Raw genomic sequence first — 17,215 nt, forward strand, 5'->3', positions numbered from 1 at the left:
AGATTGCCGCCGTAATCCGGTTGCCACGGAGACGGGTGAACCGACTCCATCAAAACCGGCAATCCACGCGAAAACTCATGAGTGAAAAGAATCCCAAAATCGTTTGTTATTTGAAAACCTTCTGCGGATGGAGTGAAGGCGTGCGCGCGATTATGCGCAAGTACGATCTTCAGTACGAAGAGAAGGATATTATTAAGAACCCGGCCCTGCGTTGGGAGATGGAGCAAAAGAGTGGTCAGCCGTTGAGCCCATGTGTGGAAGTCGATGGCAACATGCTTGCCGACGTCAGCGGCGAAGAGGTGGAGGCGTGGATGATCGAAAATGGCTATCTTCAGAAGAGCGAAGAGAAGCCGGACGCGCCAATCGACAGTGCTTGCACCGACGAGCAGCACGCAGCGATGGAGCGCGGCGAACTGCCACCATTACCAAAAGGTGGGTCGATCAAGTTCATCGATTAATCGCGGTTTGCGGCCCCGTGTGAGCGGGGCAATCCGTTGAGAAATCAATCACCCCGTCATGGTTGCGCGATGCGTCCGTGGCGGGGTGATTTTTTTGGGCGGTGAGGTTACCATTATCGCGATCGGCACCCAGTCGGAGAGAATCGATTCCAATCGCACGGAGGAGCGAAGTCTTACACCTCGTGAGGGATGTCGAGCTTCTCCTCCAGGCGGTTCTGGACGTCGCGCAGTTTGGTTTCGTTGGTGATTTTGTCGCCGTTAGGTTCAGTGATGTAGAACGTATCGATCGCGGCACCGCGGGTGGTGTTGATGCGGGCGTGGGCGACTTCGCATTTCATCTCACCAAAGACGGTGAAGATATCCGTGAGCAGAGCCAGTCGGTCGAGCGCTTGGATTTCCACGAAAGTCGTGTTGGGGTCCACCTTGTTCGAGATCAGGACGCGTTGAGGGAATTGCGGTAGGTCCTGCTTTCGTTTGAGTTGCCGTTGCTCGCCGAGCGCAATGAACTTCGCCATGTCGATCTGATCGGCAGAGAAGACCTGGTTCATCAACTTCTCGAACTCCTTGAGTGTTCTCTCATTGGTCACCGGGCCGAGGTTGGTGGTGCACACCCGGAAGAGATCGAGCGCCAGTCCGTCTTTGCGGGTGTAGATGTCCGCGGCTAGAATGTTGAGGTTGAGCGCGGAGAGGCAGGCTGCGATTCGGGCCAGAAGGTTTTCCCGGTTCCAGCTGCAGACGATGACTTTTGATGACCCCTGATCCTCGCGGTGCTGCCAGGTGAAGGCTGGATTGAGGGCGGATCCATCCGATCTGTGGAGCTTTTCGAAAAACTTGCGGAAGACCCGGATGTGCTCGGCGATGGTGCTGACCTTGCGCGACTGGAGGTAACGCGTCGGCATGTTTTCGATGTGGGCGTCCACCTCTTCGGCGTAGCCCGGTGAGAGCTTGCGCAACACCTGCTCGCGGAGCTTGGGGTCGATAATGGCGAGACGCTCTTCGAAGGCCTTGGTGTTTTCGAAGTAATTGATCGTGTATTTGAAAAGCTGCGCCATCAACGTCGCCTTCCAGCTATTCCACGACTCGCTCGACGTGCCGTTCGAGTCGGCGTAGGTGAGGAGGTAGAGATAGCGCAGGTATTCGGACGAGCGGATGACTTTCGCGAAGTCGGCGATCGTGTTCGGGTCTTCGAGGTTCTTGGTGGTGGCGGTTTTCCAGAGTGTCAGGTGGTGGTCGACGAGGAAAATAAGCAAGCGGCGGCGGCCAGATTTGATCTGGAGGCGGTTGCAGACCTTGGAAGAGAGCAGGGCGGACGCGTCCTCGTGGTGGCGGGCATTCTCCGCGCGCCCGGTATCGTGCAGCAGCATCGAGAGGTAGAGCACGGCGGGGTCTTCCAAGCGGTTGAAGATTTCAGCGAAGCGTTTTTGTTCCTCATTCTGAGGCTCTGAGAGGCTGTCGAGCATGTCGATACAGCGCAGCGTGTGCTCGTCCGCGGTGTAGCGGTGGAAGAACTCGTGCTGGACCATGCAGTCGAGCGCGCCGAATTCCGGGATGTATTTCCCGAGGAACCCGACCCGGTGCATCTGGCGCAGCGTGCGAGAAACGTCGCCGCGCCGTGACAGGATAGCGAGGAATGTTTCCCGATGCGCTTTGTTGTAGCGGAATGGACGATCAATCAGATCCAGACTGGCCGCGATCAGGTCCTTCAGGTTCGGGCTCAGTCGCAGGTGACGCAGTTGGGTGTGCTGGAACATGCGGATCAAACGCGCCGGATCCTCACGGAAGATGTCATCGTGCTCCGCGAAGAGGCGCTCACCTTCCGAGAAGAAGCCATCGAACGATTCGCGTTCTTCCTTGCGGCGGGCCAGAAATGAAATGATGCCCGTGTGCTTCTTGCGCTCTGACTCGATCTGGAAGCCCTCCATCACCTGGGACGTAATTTCGCGGATGCTGCGCGTTTGATGGTAGTAGTCGCGCATGAACGCCTCACAGCGACGCAGGATACTGCGCTGCGGGTAGTTGAAATGAGTGGCGACCACGCCTTGGAGGAAAAGCGTGAGTACGTCGCGCGACCGACCTTCTTCGTAGTGCAGGTCATTGCGAACACGCAGCAGGAAATCGTGGCCTTCGTTGAGGATGTCCAGCGATTCGGCGGTGAGCAGTCCTTTGTTCACCAACTCATTGAGGTCGAGTGTCTGGTGTTTGACGTAGTTGATCCAGATGATGTTATGGATGTCGCGTAACGCACCGACGCCAGACTTGAGGTTGGGCTCCTGCACATAGAGCGTGCCGAACGAGCGCTCGTGGCGGGTATCGAGATCCTCGAAACGGTTAGCCAGATAGGCGTCTTCGCGTCCGTTGATGCATTGGTTGCGCACCTTCTCAGTGAACAGATCAAACAACGCGGGGTCACCTGCGATGAGCCGCGACTCGATGAAGCACGAAAGTGTTTGGAAGTCCTCAAGTCCGATCTGGACGCAGCCCTTTACCGAGCGGGTGGCGTGGCCGACCTTGAGGCCTATATCCCACAAGAGATAGAGAACGGATTCGACAGCGTCCTGGGAAGGGGCGTCGAGTTGTTTGATCTTATCGGAGTGGAGGAAGAGGATATCAATATCCGAGAATGGGTTGAGCATGCCACGGCCGTAGCCACCGGTTGCAACCAAGGTCAGGTTGGTTTTGCTCTGCGGGTCGATGTCGACCATGGCGTCGTCGAAAACACGGCGGAGGATCAAGTCGATCATGCACGAGCGCAGCTTGCAGACCTCCATCCCTGGCGCGCCTTCAAGGTGGATGCGTTTGATGACTTCCTCGCCGGTTTTAAGGACTTGTTTGAGAAGCGCGACGCGATCGTTATGATTGGCTAGTTGCTCCGGGCTCGCAGCGGCCAGTTGTTGTTCAACCCAGGCGCAAGGATCTTGAATCGCGGTGCTGTCTGTGTTGTCTGAGGAGTCGGCTGCGGTCATGGTGGAAATTGGTCAGGGTGGCCAAAGAGGTAGCATGGCACATGCCCCCCGACCACCGCAAGGTGGGGAATTGATGAGCAGGCGCCGGCAACGGCGAGAATTATCGTGAAAGTCGGGCTTGCAGCCACCCGTCGATTGCATGTCTGATGAGGAACCCACGAATCATTCGTTCATGGCTCGCAAACAACCACCATCACCCAGAGAGACTGATCCTGCAGCGTCGCGCGACGAGCAGGGAGCGTCACGTCGCGGTTCGCGCCGGCTGGATGAGAGCTTGATGCCGGGAGGTTTGCGCTTCGGGCGGCGGTTGTGGAACCGAATGCGCCGTCGAATGAAGGGTGAGCGCGAACCTTTGCTTCAGAGTAACCTGCCGCTGCTGATCCGTGTGTTCGCGGGCTTCACCCAGATGGACGGGGAAGTGGCGGAAGAAGAGGTCGACTCCATTCTTGGCTTCTTGCGCTACGACTACCCGGAGACTCTCTACGGCGAGCTGCGCGGGCTCTATGTGCAAGCGCTGAACGAGCGGCAGGATCTGCCAACGATGGCCGAAGAGTTGGCAGGCTTGATGACCGATGAAGCGAAGCTGCTGCTCGGCGTGCAGCTTTACACATTGGTCTCAAGAGCCGGCTTCAAGGGCGAGAGCCTCGTTACGTTCTATCTTTTCATGACCAACCTCGGAATCGCATCCGAGGCGGTGGACATCGTCTACCAGCTCAGCGGCGAGCACCATCGCGATGTCGCGGCTCCGATCGACGGCATGCACACGCCACTCGAGTCTATCACCATGGGCGGGAGCGACAGCTGTGATGTGTTTCTCGACGGCGTGGCGGAGACGACCCGATTGGCGGCATTTCGTTTGGAACGCTTGATTTTGCTCAAGAACGTGGGGTCGGATCCTGTGTTTGCTCGAGGCCACCGGCTCAAGGAAGGGGACTTTTGCCGATTGTACGAGGCACAGCAGGTGGTGATGGGGGAAACCGTGGTGACCACCGCGGACTTGGAGTTTTACTTCAACGCGAGCAAAGACATCAGCGCGAACCGCTTGTTCCTGCATGCCGGGCGTGAGGGACAGCTGATCGTAGAGAAGAAGCAATCGCGGCAGACAGAGATTGTCGTGACCTTTGGATTACGGGTGCAGGTGACGGCGATTGCGCCGACAGGGATCACGCTTGGCGGTGAGATTTTGGTGAGAGGTGAGGCGGTTCAGGCGACATTGCGGGACCGGTTGATCCTACCCAATGCGACCCAGGTTCTGATCGACGACCTGCGCAGGCGGTCGCGCGAGATGGGCGGGCGCTTCGAGCTTGAGGCGGACAAGACCGAGTACCTCGTGTCCAACAATCCGGATCGGTTGGGAGCGGGGGATATTCTGTTGTCACCCGGGGCGCCTGGGGAGATTTTGCTACGGATCAGCTGTGACTATTCCGCCCGCACAGGGGAGTTGGAGATTCTGGAGTCGCCGCTCCCGATCTCGGTGGAAGGGGTTCCCGCCAAGCAAACCACAAAGCTCTATGACGGTGACGCGATCACCTTGGGCGAGGGTCAGTTTTTGCGCTGTCAGTTCAGCGATCGCATCATCGAGGAAGAGCGTAATATCATCTCCGACTTGGAGATGCGTGAGATAACCCACGGATTCCGTAAAAACGAAACCGCGCTGGATGCGGTGTCGTTTGCAGCGCGGCGCGGGGAAATGATCTGCGTGATGGGACCGAGCGGCTGTGGAAAGTCGACCTTGCTGCGGATCCTCGCCGGCCACCTCCGACCGCAGGAAGGCCGGGTGCTCCTCAATGGCATCGATTTGTTTGATGAGGAGGAGACGCTGCGCCACTACATCAGCTTCATGCCGCAGGACGATGCGTTTGATCCGTTGCTAACGGTTGAAGAAAACGTGGCGTGTGCAGCGGCATTCAGGGCGCCTCACCATTCCTCCTCCGAGCGCAGACGGAGAGTGGACGCCAAGTTGGCGGAACTCGGGTTGCGCGAACGCCGCAGTCGATTGGCCGGATCCGCGGAGTCCAAGAGCTTGTCGGGCGGTGAGCGCAAGCGACTCAATATCGGCATGGACGTGATCGGCATTTCGGACGTCTATCTTTTCGATGAACCGACGTCTGGGCTTTCGTCCAAAGATTCGGAGTACGTTTTGGACATCATCCGTGGGATGGCGCACAACAAGATCATTCTGGTGTCGATTCACCAGCCGAGTGCTCGATTATTCTACCGTTTCCATAAGGCACTGCTGCTCGACCACGGGGGCAAGATGGCGTTCTTCGGCACGCCACGACAGATGTTGACCTACTTCCAGCGGGCCGAGGCGGAAGAACGTGCGCGCTTGCCGGTGGGGGTGCGCGGGCAGAGCTTGAGCACGGATCCGTTGTCGATTGATCCGTCCAACTCAGTACCCAACGCGCAGCAGAACCAGCCCGACTTTATTTTCGACGTACTGGAGACGCCACTGCGGGATCCGGATGGTGAGGTCATCTACGAAGAGGACAACCGCGGACGGGTGAAGCCCGCGCGGCGATTCCCTCCATCGTTCTGGGGTGACCGCTTCCAGTCGTTCCGGATCCTCAAGGATGTGGGCGAGATCCCGGACCCAATCGATGCCTCGTTAGTAAGCAGCAGAGCGGAGCGCGCGCTTCCAGTGAAGCCGAAGCTTCGGGTGCGCGATGAGTTCGTGCTCTTCGCCACGCACTTAAAGCGTTCGTTTTTGAGCAAGCTTCGCAACCGGGGGAACCTGGTGACGACCTTGCTTGAGGCTCCGGCACTGGCTTTGTTGGTGGCGACCACGATGCGCTATTCCGAGGAAGGAGACTACACCTTTGGTTCCGCATTCCACCTGCCGACCTATCTTTTCCTGTCGCTGGTTGTGGCGATGTTCCTCGGGCTGACCAACAGCGCGGACGAGATCATCCGCGACCGAGGGATCCTGCGACGTGAGCGCAACCATTTCGCACGCCACTTGTATTATGTGAGCGGCAAGTATTTGAGCCTTGGTGTGTTCTCGGTGGTCCAATGTTTGATCTACCTGTGGATCGGAAATGCGGTCTTGGAGATCCGCGACATGTTGGGGTGGCAGTTGATATGGATGCTTTCCGCGAATCTGATCGGCGTGATGATCGGGTTGTTTGTGTCGAGCTTGGTGAAGGACGCCAAGACGGCCCTTAACATTGTTCCGGTAGTTCTTGTGCCGCAGATTATCCTGGGCGGAGCATTGATCAAATACGAGGAGATGAACCGCAGCTTCAGCAATGCACCGTTCTTCCGCACCGCTGAGAGCGTGGCCAACGACGAAGACCCGTCGAGCCGACTCGAGGTACCATTGATCTGCGAATTCATGCCATTGCGCTGGGTTTACGAGGGGATGATCGTTTCGATGGCCGACCACAACCCATTGAGCGCCGCGATTCACGAGGTCGACGCGAAGGACGCCTATTATAAAGAGACGTATCCAAAGGGGACGCTGACGCGGGATCAGTTGGACGACTGGCGCCGTTGGAAGAGTTCGCGCCCAATCCTGATGGGATTGGCGGCACAAGAGCCCGACGAAGTGCGGGATCGAATTGAAGATGTGTTGGTAGACCTGCGCAATGGCACCTTTGATGACTTGGCGTACCTCGATGAGGAGTTCGATGAGAGCTGGACCGAAGCGAGCGATCTGTATTGGAATGAGAAGACTCGATTACTCTTCACCAACGCGGAGGTCGAGCGGTTGGATATCTACCGCGAGAAGATGCCGAACGTGTTCTTCGGTTCGAAGAAGCTCTACCTCGGCCAAAAGTGGGATACACGCTGGGTCAATCTATTGGTGGTCGGTGTCTCGCTGCTTGGTGGGTTCCTCTTCAGTGTGGCTCGTGTGCGCTACATGGTGAACCGCAATTAGACGAGACAATGCCGGTGCAAATCACCACGTAGAGTCAGTGAGCCACAATCATCGGGATATCGTGGTTGCGTAACCGCTAACCTGAATGAATGGTGCGGGGTATGGCGAACGAGGGTCAATCGGTTGGACAGAGCAACGCGTCGGAAGGCGACCACGAGTCCCGTGACGCGCTGGCGATCACACGTCGAGCCAAGTCGAATCTGGCATTTGCCTTGGCGAGAATGCCCAAAGTGCGGCGCCAGGACATGATCACATTCTACGCATTCTGTCGGGTGATCGACGACATTGCCGACGACGAAGGAATCGCGACCGATGATCGCCGCCGGCAGCTCAGCCGCTGGATGAATGCGGTTGCGCAGCCCACAGCCGAACTCCCCGAGGAGTCGCTTGAGCATGCGGTAGCAGACCTGCGTGACCGCTACGATATTACAACCGAGCAGCTGCAAGGTGTGGTCGAAGGGGTTTCAATGGACCTGGAGCCACTGCGCTTCGAGACCGCCGGGGATTTGGAGCATTACTGCTACCATGTGGCGTCACTGGTCGGCTTGGTGAGTATTGAGGTTTTTGGATATACGGATCGTCGCTGCCATGAGTTCGCCGTTCAGTTAGGCTATGCTCTACAGTGGACCAACATCATCCGCGACGTGGCAACCGACGTGCGCAATGGCGGACGAATCTATCTACCAATGGCAGACTTGCGGCAGTTTGGAGTAACCCCAGAGGGATTGGAGAACGAATCGCCGGAAGCTGGTTTTGCTGCATTGATGGAGCATCAATACCAGCGGGCGGTTGGGTATTATGATGCGGCGATGCGCGCGTTGCCGGAGGCGGACAGGCGATCAATGCGCCCGGCATTGGTGATGGCGCGCATTTATCGTGAATTGCTCGAGAAGATCCGCAATGATGGCTTTCGTGTGTTTTCGACCGATTACCGTTTGAGTCGATGGCGCAAGCTGTGGTTGTTGCTGACGACCTAGGCGGGCGTCTCGGGTGGGACGATTGGACGGATTCCATCCGCAGCGTCGCTGACGCCTCGCACGAGGTTCGCCAGCGGACCGATCAATAGATTTACCCTCAGAGATGCGGCTATGTCTGCCGCAGATGAAACCTTCCACCAAGACGTAGCGATGAGCGACGAAAAGAAACCCGAAGACCAGCCAGACAAGACCAAGAAGGACGAGCCACAGATGCCTCCGGGTATGCCGAGTCCGGAAGAGATCGCCAAGCAGCTTGAGGAGGTGATGAAAAATGGTTTCGGAGGAGGTGGCTTCATGCCATTTGGCGGAGGCCCTCAGACTCAGACAGTCGAGCCAGAGGAATCCGATGAGGTGGATGCGGTGGATCCGTTCCAAGATGTCTTTGATTTCAATCTGCTGCCGCGCGACATCAAAGCGCATCTTGACCGGTTTGTGATCCGTCAGGATGACGCCAAGCGGGCATTGGGGATTGCGGTATGCGACCACTACAACCACGCGAAGTTTTTGCGTTCGCTTGAGGAGGAAGATCCCGAGGCTGCAAAAGAGGTCGAGTTCATGAAGCAGAACGTCATGATCATCGGTCCGACAGGTGTGGGTAAGACTTATCTGGTGAAACACATTGCCGACCTGATTGGGGTGCCGTTTGTCAAAGCGGACGCCACCAAGTTCTCCGAGACGGGCTATGTCGGTGGTGACGTCGATGACTTGGTGCGCGAGCTCGTGCGCAAGGCGGACGGCGACGTCGATCTGGCCGAGTACGGCATTATTTACATCGACGAAATCGACAAGCTGGCGAGCCGCGGAGGCAACACGATGGGGCGTGATGTGTCGGGCCGCGGGGTGCAGACGACCTTGCTCAAACTGATGGAGGAGACAGAAGTCCCGCTGCGCAACCCAATGGACATGCAAAGCCAGATGGCGGCGATGATGGAGATGCAGAGCGGCGGCAAGAAGCGCAAGCAGTCGATCAACACCCGACACATTTTGTTCATCGTCAGCGGTGCTTTCTCCGGGCTTGATACCGTGATCAACCGCAGGGTGCGTCAGGGGCAGATTGGATTCGGTGCTGAGCGGGTGGTTCAGTCGGATGACGACAACGAAGTTCTCAAGCAGGCAACGACCCAGGATTTCATTGAATACGGATTCGAGGCGGAGTTTATCGGTCGATTGCCGGTGCGCGTGGTGTGCAGCCCACTCCCGGCAGACGCACTCTTCAGCATCATGAAAGAGTCCGAGGGGAGTTTGATCCGTCAATACGAGCGCGAGTTCGAAGCCTACGGAATCAGCGTGCGCTTCACTGACGATGCGTTGCGCTTGATTGCCGAGCAAGCTGCGGCGGAGAAGACCGGGGCGCGAGGACTGCTGACGGTGGGTGAGCGATTGCTCCGTGGGTTCAAGTTCTCGCTGCCGGGCAGCGACGTCAGCGAGTTGGTGATCGACGAGGAATGTGTGCGCGATCCCGAGAAAGTGTTGGCAGGTTATGTCGAGCGCAGCAAGGCGGTGAGCTTGGGCAAGCTGAGCGAGGATGCTGCGGTTTTCTGCCGCAGTTTCGAAGAGAAGGCGGGAATCGAGCTCGTGTTCGACGAGTCGGCATTGGCTGCCATTGCCGACCTGGTGGAAGAGGAGACCAAGACGCCACAGCAGATTCTGCGCACGCGTTTGAAGGACTTCCACTTCGCGCTCAAGCTGATCGAGGGCAACACAGGGCGCTCGTCATTCGTGGTGAACCGTCAGGCGATTGACGATCCTGACAAATATCTCAGTGAGCTCGTGGTGAAGTCGTATCGCGATGGATCGTCCGAGGCGGGTGCCGGAGCTTGACGGCGTGCTGATTATCGGCGTTTATGCCACCTTCCCAAGTTTTCTAATACCCCTCTCCGGAAATTTCTATGCGTCGCATTCTCTCTTGTCTGATCGTTGGCCTGATCTCCCTGGTGGTGATCCTATTACTCAAGCGCAACGGTCAACTCGGGGTGCTCTCCGAGGATTTGCTCAAGCTGTGGGTGCCTGACGCGGCGAGCCGTGCGGCCGCTACGGAGCGTTCGATGCCGTTGCCGGCACCCTTGTTTGATCTTCTTGGCGGGTTGATGGCGGCTGGTGCAGCGTGGGTTTGTCTGGATGTGCGATCCGCCGCTCGACAACTGATGATCTTTACCATCGGAGCGTTGGTGGTAATCAGCGCCCCGGCAGTCTGGTTGCGTACTGGCGTTTTGTTTGAATCCGCGCCGATGGTGATTGGTTTGGTGGTGGGGATTGTAGGTGGCCAAGTTGCTGCCGGACTCGCGTGGAGCGAGACCCAAGTCGCCAAGTTCCGTGAGATGATGCAAAACCGCTGCGAGGACTGGGTGTGCGAACGCCTGGCCGAGTACGACGGCGCGCTGTCTGACGGCGAGGAGTTTCCGGCTGTGGTCGTGGCAATCCGCCCGCGCGGCAAGGTAGCTCTGCCCGAGCGCTTGCACTACCGCCTTCAGGCGCAGATGAAGAAATCGGGAGCGATTGTCGACGACTCGCAGTTGCAGGATCTGGTCGCTGTTTTCCCAACTGTGCACAGTCCGTCCGAAGTGGCGCGATTGGTGATCAAGGCAATTGATGAAGCGAAGAAGACTTGTGAGAAGTTTTCCGCTGAGATTGGCAAGAAGGAGAACCTGCCAAATGCGTTCTGTGTGGTGGCTCGTCTGGGCGACATGAACGTGCGCTCGATCCGCCGTCTCAACGGACAGCGTGATTTGGCGGTGAGCGGTCGTGCATTGTACGGCGCCATGGAGTGGCTATTCGCCCAGCGTCCATGGGTGGCGGCTGATGATAAATGGAGCGTGTCGCTCGACAACGAATTCACCTCTATTGACGCTCAGATCACCGAAGTGCGCGAGCAGGTTGGGGAGATCTCAGGCAAGCCTGTTTATGTATTGTCTGCTGAGCCGGACCCAGTGCCAAAGGCCGTCGTGGTGGCACCAACCGCGAAAGCAAAGGCTCGCGTGATCAAGCAGGACGCGGATCACGGAGACGTGGAGGAAAAGGTGGTGAGCGTGAAGCCCCGCCGGGTGCGACTTAAAGTCGAGTCGAAGGCGGAAGGCGACGCGTAAGCTCCGATGGCCATGGCGATTGATTTTCCCGACTCCGTGCGAGAACTGGTGACCCGGCTCAAAAAGCTGCCGGGGGTGGGACCGCGCAGTGCCGAACGTATCGCCGTTTGGTTGATCAACCAGCGCAGTGGCGAAGCGGGCCTGCTTTCCGGTGCGTTGGCGAAAGTCGACCAGGCGGTCAGCTTGTGCCGCCGCTGCGGTTTTTTCATGGATGAAGGGGCGTGCGCAGCATGTGCCGCTGCCGATCGCGACCGAACAGTGATGTGCGTGGTCGCCCAGCCGACGGACGTGCTGTCCATCGAGCGCACCGGACAGTTCAAAGGGCGCTATCATGTGCTTGGCGGGACATTGTCACCTTTGGACAATGTGACCCCGGAGGATCTGAACATCGACGAGTTGTGTCGTCGCTGCGGAGAGGGGTCAGACGTGACCGAGGTTGTGCTTGCTTTGGGCTCGGATGTTGAAGGTGAAGCAACGAGTCATTACCTGGTCGAGCGCCTGGTGCGCGACGGGCTACAAGTCACGCGTTTGGCACACGGTTTGCCAGCAGGTGGAGGGATCGATCACGCTGACCCTCTGACATTGATGCGCGCGTTCACCGACCGGCGTTCGGTTTGACCTGAGCACGGAAGAGTCGGGGGATGCCAGCCAATGCGCGGGAGTTGTTTGATCTTCTCGCAATTTGATTAAAGAGGGCTTGATCCGAGCTCGTATCTGGGGCGCAATTGGCAGCGCTGATTGCAACGTGGATGTGAACTGACTTTCGTTACATCCGGCGAACACCGTCACGTTGGAATAACCCCAAAAGCCTCAAGAATGATTAACAATAGATTCACTCTCGTATTGGCGGCCGCCAGTACGCTATCGCTCACATCGTCCATGCTAGCTTCCACGCCTCCCAGCATCATCCCGAAACCATCCACACTGACCCTGGCTGAGAACGCCTCTGGATTCACCCTGGGTGCCGACACAACCATCGTTCACTCACCAGAGTTGAAGGCGGAGGCTGCATTACTGGCCGACTATTTGAAACCTGCCACTGGGTTTGAACTCAAGACGGTAGGTTCAGCTGCAGGTGAGGGCGGCGTGATCGAGCTCGCGATGGACCCGTCGATGAGCGACAACACCGGCGCCTACAGCCTGGCGGCGAAGGACGGAAAAGTGACCATCACCGGCACCACGCCAGCTGCGGTTTTCTACGGCATCCAGTCGCTGCGCCAGATCCTGCCAGTAGAGATTTTGTCGGATGAGAAAGTCGACGGAGTCGAGTGGTCTGTGCCAGCTGTGGAGGTCAAAGACGAGCCCCGCTTCGGCTGGCGTGGGATGCACTTGGACGTCGGCCGCCACATGTTCGAGGTCGACGACATCAAGAAGTTCATCGATTTGCTCGCGTTGCACAAGTTGAGCAACTTCCATTGGCACCTGACGGAAGATCAGGGGTGGCGGGTTGAGATCAAGAAGTATCCGAAGCTGACCGAAGTTGGCGCCTGGCGCAAGAGCACCCCTCCATACGGAGATCGCAGCGCGAGCGACGGCAAGCGCTATGGCGGTTTCTACACCCAGGAGCAGATTAAGGAGATCGTGGCTTATGCGGCAGAGCGCCACATCACGATCGTTCCAGAGATCGATATGCCGGGTCACATGGCGGCGGCGATTGCATCGTACCCTGAGTTCGGGAACACCGACGTGCCGAACTACGCACCGGAAGTCTGCACGTCGTGGGGAGTGCACCCTTACGTGTTGTCTCCAACCGAGGAAACATTCCAGTTCGTCGATGACGTTCTCGGTGAGATTTGCGAATTGTTCCCGTCAGAGTACATCCACATCGGTGGGGATGAAGCACCGAAGACGCAATGGCAACAGTCGAAGATCGCGCAGGACGTGATCAAGCGCGAGGGGCTCAAGGATGAGCACGAGCTGCAAAGCTACTTTATCCGCCGCGTCGAGAAGATGCTCAACAAGCGTGGGCGTCGACTGATCGGATGGGATGAGATTCGTGAAGGCGGGCTTTCACCAAGCGCTACCGTCATGTCGTGGCGCGGAGTTGGTCCGGGGATTGCTTCCGCCAAAGAGGGTAATGACGTGGTCATGGCTCCGAACAGTCACACGTATTTCGACCACTATCAGGCTCCAAGCGCCCAAGAGTTGGCGAAAGGGGTCGAGTTTGAAGCTATCGGCGGCTACCTCCCGATCACCAAGCTCTACGATTTCGATCCGGTGCTCCCAGGCCAGCTGACTGAAGAGGAGAACGACCATGTACTCGGCGTCCAGGCCCAGCTTTGGACTGAGTACATGAAGACCTGGGACAAGGTCGAATACATGGCATTCCCTCGTGTGGCAGCACTTTCGGAGATTGCCTGGACCCAGCCGTCGCAGAAGGACTTCAAGGACTTCGCAGGACGCCTTGAGACGATGATGAAGCGCTACGAGGCGCTCGGAGTAAACGCGTACAGTGACCCGATTCCACTGCCGCCGCAGTCGCTCCCTGGCACATCGGTGGACACCTCGCTGCCATCGCATGGTGAATACCACGCGGTGCAGGCGCACGACGGCAAGCCGGACACTGTCTTCTGGTCGTCCCGAGGTCCACAGGTCAATGATCACCTGACCGTGCGCTTCGATGAGCCAAGCAAAGGCGGCAATATCCGCGTGTTCACCGGTGGTGACGGCAAACACGCAGGGGACACACTGCGCAATGGCGTGGTGGAAGTGACCAGCGACGACAGCAAGTGGGTCGAGGTTGCAAAGTTCGACAACGGCATGGCGACCGGTGAGGTTCCTGCGGGGACGCTCGCTGTACGCATGCGCGCTACTGGCAACCAGGAGAACTGGCTGATTGTCAAGGAGGTGGTGATCGAAGAGGTTCGCCGCGACTAATGCATTAGTCCGACCAAAGAGTGATCAAAGAGTGATCAAAGTGATCCGGCGGTTCGCGCACTTGCGTGGGCCGCCGGATTTTTTGTCGCTTGATTAGAGAGGGCTTAATGATGGGACATCAGCGCGCTGGGCAGAGCGAAGTTCAGAGTTCCGCCGCCGGTGCGGAATGCGTAGAGCTCAAACTGAATGAGCGATGCCTTTTTGACGCGAATCGCGCCGGCCCGGGCATCGAGCAGGCAGTTTGCCAGCTCTGAAAAGTCCGGATTGTGGCCGACGATCACGATGTGATCGAAAGCCTCGTACGCCTGCAGTTCCTCCAGCATGTCTTGCGGTCTTGCTCCAGCTGAGAGCCACTGACAAACCGACGGTGGCTCCAACTGCAAGTCCTCACAGAAGATCGCGGCCGTTTGGTGCGCGCGCACCAGCGGGCTGGTCAGAACCAAGTCCGGCTTCATTCCATGCGTAGAAGCGAAGGCGGCGGCTTGATGCGATTGACGAATACCTTTGTCGATCAACTTGCGCTCAGAATCCGGGCACTCATGGTGGTCTTGGGCTGTGGCGTGACGGAGTAGCGTGAGCTTCATAATAGGGAATCGGTTCGCGGAGTGTCGCGGATTGCGCTAGACTGTAATGCTGGTGGTGGGGTGTCGGGCGACTTGACCCAGCTTGGGAAATCGGCAGACTACCACAACTTCTTTCCGTCATGATTCGTCCATTGCATTCCTCACTGACCAAAGTTCCTGTCGCAGCTCTCGCCATGGCGATCCCATCCGCAGTGATGGCCGAGCAGCAAGACGAGGCTGCCACCGCAGGTACGCCGGAATCGCAGGTGAAAGATGCATCCGAGCATGCCCAGATGGCCGCAGCGGTTCCTGTAGAGCTTTTTCTCGGGCAGAAGATCGAGTTGCTGCCACTGCTCCCAGAGGGTGAAAGGCGCAATGAGTCACCCGTGACCATGCGTGTTGAGGCCGACGAGCAAGGTCTGTATGTCGTGTTCGATCTGGTCGACGTGGTGCTTGCGGAACTCGACACTACCGGTTCGCCGTTCTACATCGACTTGTCGCTCGATCTGCGAGGTGACGACGTCCGCGGCAAGAACGGCAAAGCAATGGTGGTACGGCTGGTCGGACGGCTCGATGCCGGTCAGATGGCGGTTCAGTTTTCCGAGGTACCCGAAAGCGATGACGCGCCATTGAAGGTGACCTCAACCAAGGCGGCGAAAGCCCGGCTTTCGATGATGCGGGAGGGGTACCCTCGCGTGTCTCTCTTTGTGCCAAAGTCTGCATTCCGCGGCCATCCGTGGGATCTCACGGCCCAAGACTCGACCGTGCCAATGTGCGGTATTCTCCGACTCGCCAAACTCAACCCAGCCGTGGTCTCAAGCATTGAGATGGACGGGGAGGGCCTGGAGCACCCGGTGCAAGCTCAGAACGAGCCTGGTCAGCCGGTCTATCCGGACTGGAATGCTTTCGTGATCAACCGCTCGGCCGAGCATACTGACCGCGACGGCTGGCTCTCCGCCTGCGGGTTGAACACACTACACCTAAAGAAAATCGACGCGGCTTCACTGGCCGACGCTCTGCATGGCGCAGGCAGCGCGCCTGATGCGGATGATAGGGTTCGTCGGGCCCGGGCAATCGCATTTGCAGCCGTACTGGATCCAGAACTGCGAGGCGCGATCGTGATGGCCACCGAGCACAGCTCGAAAGCGGTGCAGGAGGGTGCGCGCCTGGTCATGGAGCAGGAGTCCTTTGAGCAACTGGCAGACGCCCCTCAGGCACCGGAAGTGTAAAGTTCAACGCGACCTTCACCACCATGGCTCGGTTCATCATCGCTGGCATTAATGGCGCAATCGCTGTGGCCGCCGGAGCATCTGGCGCTCACGGGAAATGGGCGGAGCACCTGGATGAGATCGGTCGCCTTGATCAATGGCAGACCGGAGTCCACTACCAGATGGTGCACGCCGTCGTGCTGCTGGTGCTCGCGCTGGCCATCCGGGTGATGCCGGATTCGCGAGCGGCCCGCATCGCGTTCGCGTTGATTTTTGCCGGAGTGTTTTTGTTCTCTGGCAGCTTGTATGTCCTCTGCATGACCGACGTCTCGAAGTGGGGGGCGGTTACTCCTTTCGGCGGACTCTCCATGATCGCAGGATGGATCGCATGCTGCTTCTGCAGCAAGCGGCAAAAGTGATGGAGCGCAGGCGGGAATCTCCACGATAATTATTGCATACATGCTGTTAGATTAGTCACTCAGCGCTGCATCAAGCGGGGTGTATCTGGCGAATATCTACGAGCGGATTTATTGGGTCGCTCAAGCCGTTCAGAAGCGAACTAGGTGTCCTTAAGAGGAGAGGGGAAACCTTCTAGAAATGCGCCCGAAACAGGTCGCTTCCCCGGGTGTTGTTGAACGCGGCCCTTGCACTTAAGTGTGCCACTATGTCGCACGCAAGTCGACCGCCAAGCGGACTCCGGCGCCGTTGATTCGTTTCGAATTTCGGAGCGTGGAACATTTACAGCATCAAAGATCGGGTGGGGCTGAGGATGTGACGGACACGCTCCCACACGACTGTAGCGTTCCTTCCGGCCCGACGTAAGGGGTGGGGCGTCGCGCCGTGCACCCAGGAAGGGTGAAAATGGGCCAATTTTATCCACATTGTGTGAATAAGTGTTTTTAAAGCGTTATTAATCCACTGTAACTAGCGCATCTCGTGCGCATTGCGGTAGTCCGCACGCAATCCACGTAAAAAGCAATCATGAAGACAACTCGCGAATAAACCCTGAAGTAGGTGCGGAGAACTTGGGGATTCAGGGTGAAATCGGTGACGCTCAGAGGGATTGATGACGACAATGGGCCTCTGCGACAGCGTCCATAATGCAGGTTTCGACGGCGGTCCCGGTGCGCGCAGAATGCGGATATAGGAAGTGCAGCGCATGAGCTTGTCCATTCCATGTATACTGACGGCCTGGTCTCAGAGGTA

General features: G+C 57.9%; 11 protein-coding genes. 9 read left to right on the forward strand and 2 right to left on the reverse strand.

The window, feature by feature from the left end; translation table 11 throughout:
• Positions 1-77 precede the first annotated feature (77 nt).
• The gene (locus tag G3M56_RS08885; protein ID WP_164363412.1) at positions 78-458 is read left to right on the forward strand and encodes a glutaredoxin family protein; all 381 of its coding nucleotides are present in this window, start codon (positions 78-80) and stop codon (positions 456-458) included.
• A 173-nt stretch (positions 459-631) separates the two neighbouring features.
• Here G3M56_RS08885 and glnD read toward each other — a convergent pair whose 3' ends face one another.
• A complete protein-coding gene (gene glnD / locus G3M56_RS08890; RefSeq protein WP_164363411.1) occupies positions 632-3,421 on the reverse strand; it encodes a [protein-PII] uridylyltransferase in 2,790 nt (929 codons plus the stop codon).
• Between the two features lie 172 nt (positions 3,422-3,593).
• On the opposite strand from glnD, the gene G3M56_RS08895 reads away from it, so the two are divergent.
• The 6 genes from G3M56_RS08895 to G3M56_RS08920 all read left to right on the forward strand — a co-directional run bounded on the left by G3M56_RS08895 (position 3,594) and on the right by G3M56_RS08920 (position 14,238).
• Positions 3,594-7,301, forward strand: coding sequence for an ATP-binding cassette domain-containing protein (locus G3M56_RS08895; protein ID WP_164363409.1), 3,708 nt, complete (start codon positions 3,594-3,596; stop codon positions 7,299-7,301).
• 101 nt (positions 7,302-7,402) lie between these two features.
• Entirely contained in the window at positions 7,403-8,278 is an 876-nt protein-coding gene (locus G3M56_RS08900) for a phytoene/squalene synthase family protein (protein ID WP_164363408.1), read from the forward strand.
• Between the two features lie 111 nt (positions 8,279-8,389).
• Positions 8,390-10,099, forward strand: a complete 1,710-nt coding sequence (locus tag G3M56_RS08905) for an AAA family ATPase (protein WP_235203337.1) — start codon at positions 8,390-8,392, stop codon at positions 10,097-10,099.
• 68 nt (positions 10,100-10,167) lie between these two features.
• Positions 10,168-11,361 (forward strand): hypothetical protein, encoded by a 1,194-nt coding sequence (locus G3M56_RS08910; protein ID WP_164363407.1) that lies wholly within the window; start codon positions 10,168-10,170, stop codon positions 11,359-11,361.
• Between the two features lie 12 nt (positions 11,362-11,373).
• A complete protein-coding gene (gene recR / locus G3M56_RS08915) occupies positions 11,374-11,979 on the forward strand; it encodes a recombination mediator RecR (protein WP_164363405.1) in 606 nt (201 codons plus the stop codon).
• Between the two features lie 261 nt (positions 11,980-12,240).
• The gene (locus G3M56_RS08920; RefSeq protein ID WP_235203338.1) at positions 12,241-14,238 is read left to right on the forward strand and encodes a beta-N-acetylhexosaminidase; all 1,998 of its coding nucleotides are present in this window, start codon (positions 12,241-12,243) and stop codon (positions 14,236-14,238) included.
• A 104-nt stretch (positions 14,239-14,342) separates the two neighbouring features.
• Here the strand turns inward: G3M56_RS08920 and G3M56_RS08925 are convergent, their stop codons facing one another.
• Entirely contained in the window at positions 14,343-14,822 is a 480-nt protein-coding gene (locus G3M56_RS08925; RefSeq protein ID WP_164363401.1) for a SixA phosphatase family protein, read from the reverse strand.
• Positions 14,823-14,941: 119 nt separating this feature from the next.
• On the opposite strand from G3M56_RS08925, the gene G3M56_RS08930 reads away from it, so the two are divergent.
• Positions 14,942-16,030 (forward strand): hypothetical protein, encoded by a 1,089-nt coding sequence (locus tag G3M56_RS08930; protein WP_164363398.1) that lies wholly within the window; start codon positions 14,942-14,944, stop codon positions 16,028-16,030.
• Between the two features lie 23 nt (positions 16,031-16,053).
• Positions 16,054-16,428 (forward strand): DUF423 domain-containing protein, encoded by a 375-nt coding sequence (locus tag G3M56_RS08935; RefSeq protein WP_164363396.1) that lies wholly within the window; start codon positions 16,054-16,056, stop codon positions 16,426-16,428.
• Positions 16,429-17,215 lie beyond the last annotated feature (787 nt).

Source organism: Sulfuriroseicoccus oceanibius (genome assembly GCF_010681825.2).
GTDB lineage: Bacteria > Verrucomicrobiota > Verrucomicrobiia > Verrucomicrobiales > SLCJ01 > Sulfuriroseicoccus > Sulfuriroseicoccus oceanibius.

Bases quoted from the DNA above. Each gene is read 5' to 3' on its own strand.
- G3M56_RS08885 (WP_164363412.1), top strand. From the start codon at position 78: ATGAGTGAAAAGAATCCCAAAATCGTTTGTTATTTGAAAACCTTCTGC.
- glnD (WP_164363411.1), bottom strand. From the start codon at position 3,421: ATGACCGCAGCCGACTCCTCAGACAACACAGACAGCACCGCGATTCAA.
- G3M56_RS08895 (WP_164363409.1), top strand. From the start codon at position 3,594: ATGGCTCGCAAACAACCACCATCACCCAGAGAGACTGATCCTGCAGCG.
- G3M56_RS08900 (WP_164363408.1), top strand. From the start codon at position 7,403: ATGGCGAACGAGGGTCAATCGGTTGGACAGAGCAACGCGTCGGAAGGC.
- G3M56_RS08905 (WP_235203337.1), top strand. From the start codon at position 8,390: ATGTCTGCCGCAGATGAAACCTTCCACCAAGACGTAGCGATGAGCGAC.
- G3M56_RS08910 (WP_164363407.1), top strand. From the start codon at position 10,168: ATGCGTCGCATTCTCTCTTGTCTGATCGTTGGCCTGATCTCCCTGGTG.
- recR (WP_164363405.1), top strand. From the start codon at position 11,374: ATGGCGATTGATTTTCCCGACTCCGTGCGAGAACTGGTGACCCGGCTC.
- G3M56_RS08920 (WP_235203338.1), top strand. From the start codon at position 12,241: ATGCTAGCTTCCACGCCTCCCAGCATCATCCCGAAACCATCCACACTG.
- G3M56_RS08925 (WP_164363401.1), bottom strand. From the start codon at position 14,822: ATGAAGCTCACGCTACTCCGTCACGCCACAGCCCAAGACCACCATGAG.
- G3M56_RS08930 (WP_164363398.1), top strand. From the start codon at position 14,942: ATGATTCGTCCATTGCATTCCTCACTGACCAAAGTTCCTGTCGCAGCT.
- G3M56_RS08935 (WP_164363396.1), top strand. From the start codon at position 16,054: ATGGCTCGGTTCATCATCGCTGGCATTAATGGCGCAATCGCTGTGGCC.